4 protein-coding genes and 1 other RNA gene are annotated in these 3,095 nt (G+C 73.7%); 1 reads left to right on the forward strand and 4 read right to left on the reverse strand.

The window, feature by feature from the left end; all coding sequences use genetic code 11:
* The 4 genes from AC1MIR_RS16355 to thyX all read right to left on the reverse strand — a co-directional run.
* A partial coding sequence (locus AC1MIR_RS16355; RefSeq protein WP_480029246.1) for a PfkB family carbohydrate kinase occupies positions 1-773 on the reverse strand: 773 nt, incomplete at its 3' end.
* Positions 770-1,375: an HD domain-containing protein gene (locus AC1MIR_RS16360; protein ID WP_480029247.1), complete on the reverse strand. Its 606-nt coding sequence runs from the start codon at positions 1,373-1,375 to the stop codon at positions 770-772. The genes AC1MIR_RS16355 and AC1MIR_RS16360, both read right to left, overlap by 4 nt.
* Complete coding sequence (locus AC1MIR_RS16365) at positions 1,372-1,602, reverse strand: hypothetical protein (protein WP_480029248.1); 231 nt, start codon at positions 1,600-1,602, stop codon at positions 1,372-1,374. Before AC1MIR_RS16365 ends, AC1MIR_RS16360 begins: the two co-directional genes overlap by 4 nt.
* Entirely contained in the window at positions 1,592-2,437 is an 846-nt protein-coding gene (gene thyX / locus AC1MIR_RS16370) for an FAD-dependent thymidylate synthase (RefSeq protein WP_480029249.1), read from the reverse strand. The genes AC1MIR_RS16365 and thyX overlap by 11 nt, the downstream gene beginning before the upstream one ends.
* Positions 2,438-2,697: 260 nt before the next feature.
* Here thyX and ssrA point away from each other — a divergent pair.
* Positions 2,698-3,023: a transfer-messenger RNA gene (gene ssrA, locus AC1MIR_RS16375) on the forward strand.
* Positions 3,024-3,095: the final 72 nt, after the last annotated feature.

Raw genomic sequence — 3,095 nt, forward strand, 5'->3', positions numbered from 1 at the left:
GCCTGCCCGCCATCCTGGGCCGCCCCGCGCCCCCCGCCCCACCATGCGCCCGCGCCGGTCGTGCCCCCGGCCACGACCGGGAAGGCCGGCACCGCGACCTCGCCCTGGGCCGTGGCGGCGACGGTGCCGGCCTCGCCCATCGTCACCGCGACATCCACGCCGAGCGCGCCGCGCAGCGCGGGTGCCTCCGCCGCGCAGCCGAGCCGCCCGGCCAGCCCCGCGGCCTCGGGCTCGGTCACCACCAGCAGGTCGAGGGCGCGCAGCGTCGCCTCCGGCAATTCGCCGGGCGGGGCGAGGTTGAGCACCACGCGCGCGCCCCGCGCCTTCGCCCGCGCGACCAGCGCCGCGATCTCCGCGGGCGGCACTTCCATCTGCAGCAGCAGCACCACGCCAGGATGCAGCGCCGCGTCTTCAACCTGCGCGGCGCGGGCGGCGAGGTTGGCGCCGGGCGCGACGGCGATCTGGTTGCGGCCCTCCGGGTCCACGCAGATCGCCGCGCAGCCGGTGGGCTGGTCCATGACGAGGAGGCGCGAAAGGTCCACGCCCGCATCGCGCAGGCCCTGCGTCGCGACCTCAGCGAAGGCGTCGCGGCCGACGCAGCCGGCGAAGGCAACCTGCGCTCCGTCGAGGGCGGCCGCGACCGCCTGGTTGGCGCCCTTGCCGCCCGGAAAGCTGCGCACGCCCTCGCCCAGCACCGTCACGCCGGGCGCGGGCAGTTGCGGCACCGGGAAGACCAGGTCGGCATTGGCGGAGCCGAAGACGATCACGCTCATGGGCGGGGCTCCGCGAACATGCCCCCTGCCCTGGCGCGTTCGTAGAGGGTGGCGATCAGCGCCTCGAAGACCGGCGCGGCCTTCCGCGCGGGCTCCATGCGTTTGTAGGTCTGCGCCTCGCTGACCCCTTCGGCGCGCCAATGGCCGGTGCCGATCACGCCTTGGAGAAAACCCTGGGCGCGGTCGCAGGCCATGGCGAAGCGGGCGGCGGCGGTCTCGCCCTCCTCGAACTCCTCCCACAGCGCGCGCATGCGGGCGCCCAGATCGGGCGGCAGGCGGGCGAAGACGACGTCCGCCGCAGCCTTCTCGCGCTCCGCCTGGGTCAGCATATGCGCCTCGTCATAGGCGAAGGTGTCGCCGGCCTCGACCTCGACCAGGTCATGCGCCGCGATCATCGCCAGCACATGGCCGAGCTCGGGCGGGTCCGCGACCTCGCCATGCAGCAGCAGCGCCACCAGCGCGACGTTCCAGCAATGCTCGGCGGAATTCTCCTGCCGCGCGGCGCCGTCCGGGCCGACGGTGCGGCCGCGTCGCTCGACATGCTTGAGACGGTCGGCGAGCGCGAGGAAGTCGATGACGGCGGCGATGCGATCAGGGGTCATGCGGCGGTCCATCGGCCGACGAGGAAACCGATCAAGGCCGCAAGGCCGAGCAGCGCGACGACTTCACCGAACAGCGCATGGGCCAGCGGCAGGCCGATGGTGACCAGCAGCACCAGCAGCGCCACCTTCCACCAGCGCGCCAGCCAGGCCGGGGCGCGCCCCGTCCCCGCTGCCGGCCGGCGCGGGCCCGGGCGGGCGCGCGGCTTGGCGGTCGCGCTACTCGCCACGCCCCAGCGCGTCCATCAATTCGCGCCATTCGCGCTTCGACAGGCCGGAGCCCTCCTGCGCCACGGTCTCGCCGGCGACCATCCGCTGCACGATCGCCAGCATCTGCGCCGAGAAGGTGACGGCGCCCAGGCGATAGTCGCGGAAGGCGGCGGCGGCCATGGGCACCCAGGCCTCGACGCCGGTCATCATCGCCTCCGCATAGGCGCGGATCTCGTATTGCGCATGGGCGTCGGCGCGGAGCGACAGGAAGTGGAAGAGGTTGTGCAGGTCCGTCTTCCAATACCACTGCGTATAGGCGTTGAGGGTCAGGTTCATCCGTGCGAGTTCGCGCGCCAGGCCGTGGCGGGACGGATCGAGCGCGGTGCCCTGGTCGTCCTCGTTCAGCATCTCCAGGTAGTGGTCGTAGTTCCGCGTGGAATCCTCGCGCAGCAGGTCCAGCACGCGGGCGGCCTCCGGCCCCTCCAGCACGGCGCCGCGGCCCTGGCGGTTCACGGCGGATTGCGCGGCGAGGTGCTCGGGCGCCGGGATGTAGAACTCGCGGTCCAGGATGGAGTAGCGGGCGCTGTACTCGTTCACGTTGGCGGTGCGGTGCCGGATCCACTGCCGCGCGACGAAGATCGGCAGCTTCACGTGATACTTGATCTCGCACATCTCGAAGGGCGTCGAGTGGCGATGGCGCATGAGGTAGCGGATCAGCCCACGATCCTCGTTCGCCGCGCGGGTGCCGCGGCCGTAGGAGACGCGAGCGGCCTGCACGATGGCGGCGTCGTCGCCCATGTAGTCCACGACGCGGACGAAGCCGTGGTCCAGCACCGGAAGGGCCTGGGCCAGCATGGCTTCCAGGCCGGGCACGGTGGGGCGGCGCGTGGCGGCCGTGGCGCCGCCCCCCGCCGCGCAGGGCAGCGGCGGCGCGGGGGGCAGCGCCCAGGCCCGGCCCCCCGGGAGGCCGGCGTGGCGGCGCGTGGGGGGGCGGGGGGGGGGGGGGGGGGGGGGGGGGGGCGGCGGGGGCGCCGCGCCCGGCCTCGATCTCCTGCTGCTGCTCGGCGGTCAGCGCCATGCCCGGTCCCCCTGGAAGCCGGTCTTCCTAACGGATGCCCCTCGATTCCGGTAGCGGGACCGCCTATATGCGTCGGTGCCGGCTTGCCGGCTATGGCGATAAACACGACTCGGCATAAGCGTTGCGGACCCGGGGGCAGTGCCCGGCGCCTCCACCATCCTTCCCCGGCTTGTCGGCCGGCCTGGCAAGGGGGCGAAACAGGCTCGACGCGCGTGGTAAAGGGGTCGCTTTTGCCCGGCATTGTACCGCCGTTATCGGGCTAAAACCTAAGTGCGAACGACAACCGCCGCGAGGCTGTCGCACTCGCTGCCTAACACTAGGTAAGCGCGGCTCGGGGGGCGCCGGGCAACAGAAGCCCCCCCCGCGCCCGGCCCCGGGGGGGGGGGGGGGGGGGGGGTGTGGGGGGGCGGCGGCACCCCCCCCCCCAGAAGCCCC

This window comes from Falsiroseomonas sp. RANM36, assembly GCF_056682175.1.

Bases quoted from the DNA above. Each gene is read 5' to 3' on its own strand.
- AC1MIR_RS16360 (WP_480029247.1), bottom strand. From the start codon at position 1,375: ATGACCCCTGATCGCATCGCCGCCGTCATCGACTTCCTCGCGCTCGCC.
- thyX (WP_480029249.1), bottom strand. From the start codon at position 2,437: ATGCTGGCCCAGGCCCTTCCGGTGCTGGACCACGGCTTCGTCCGCGTC.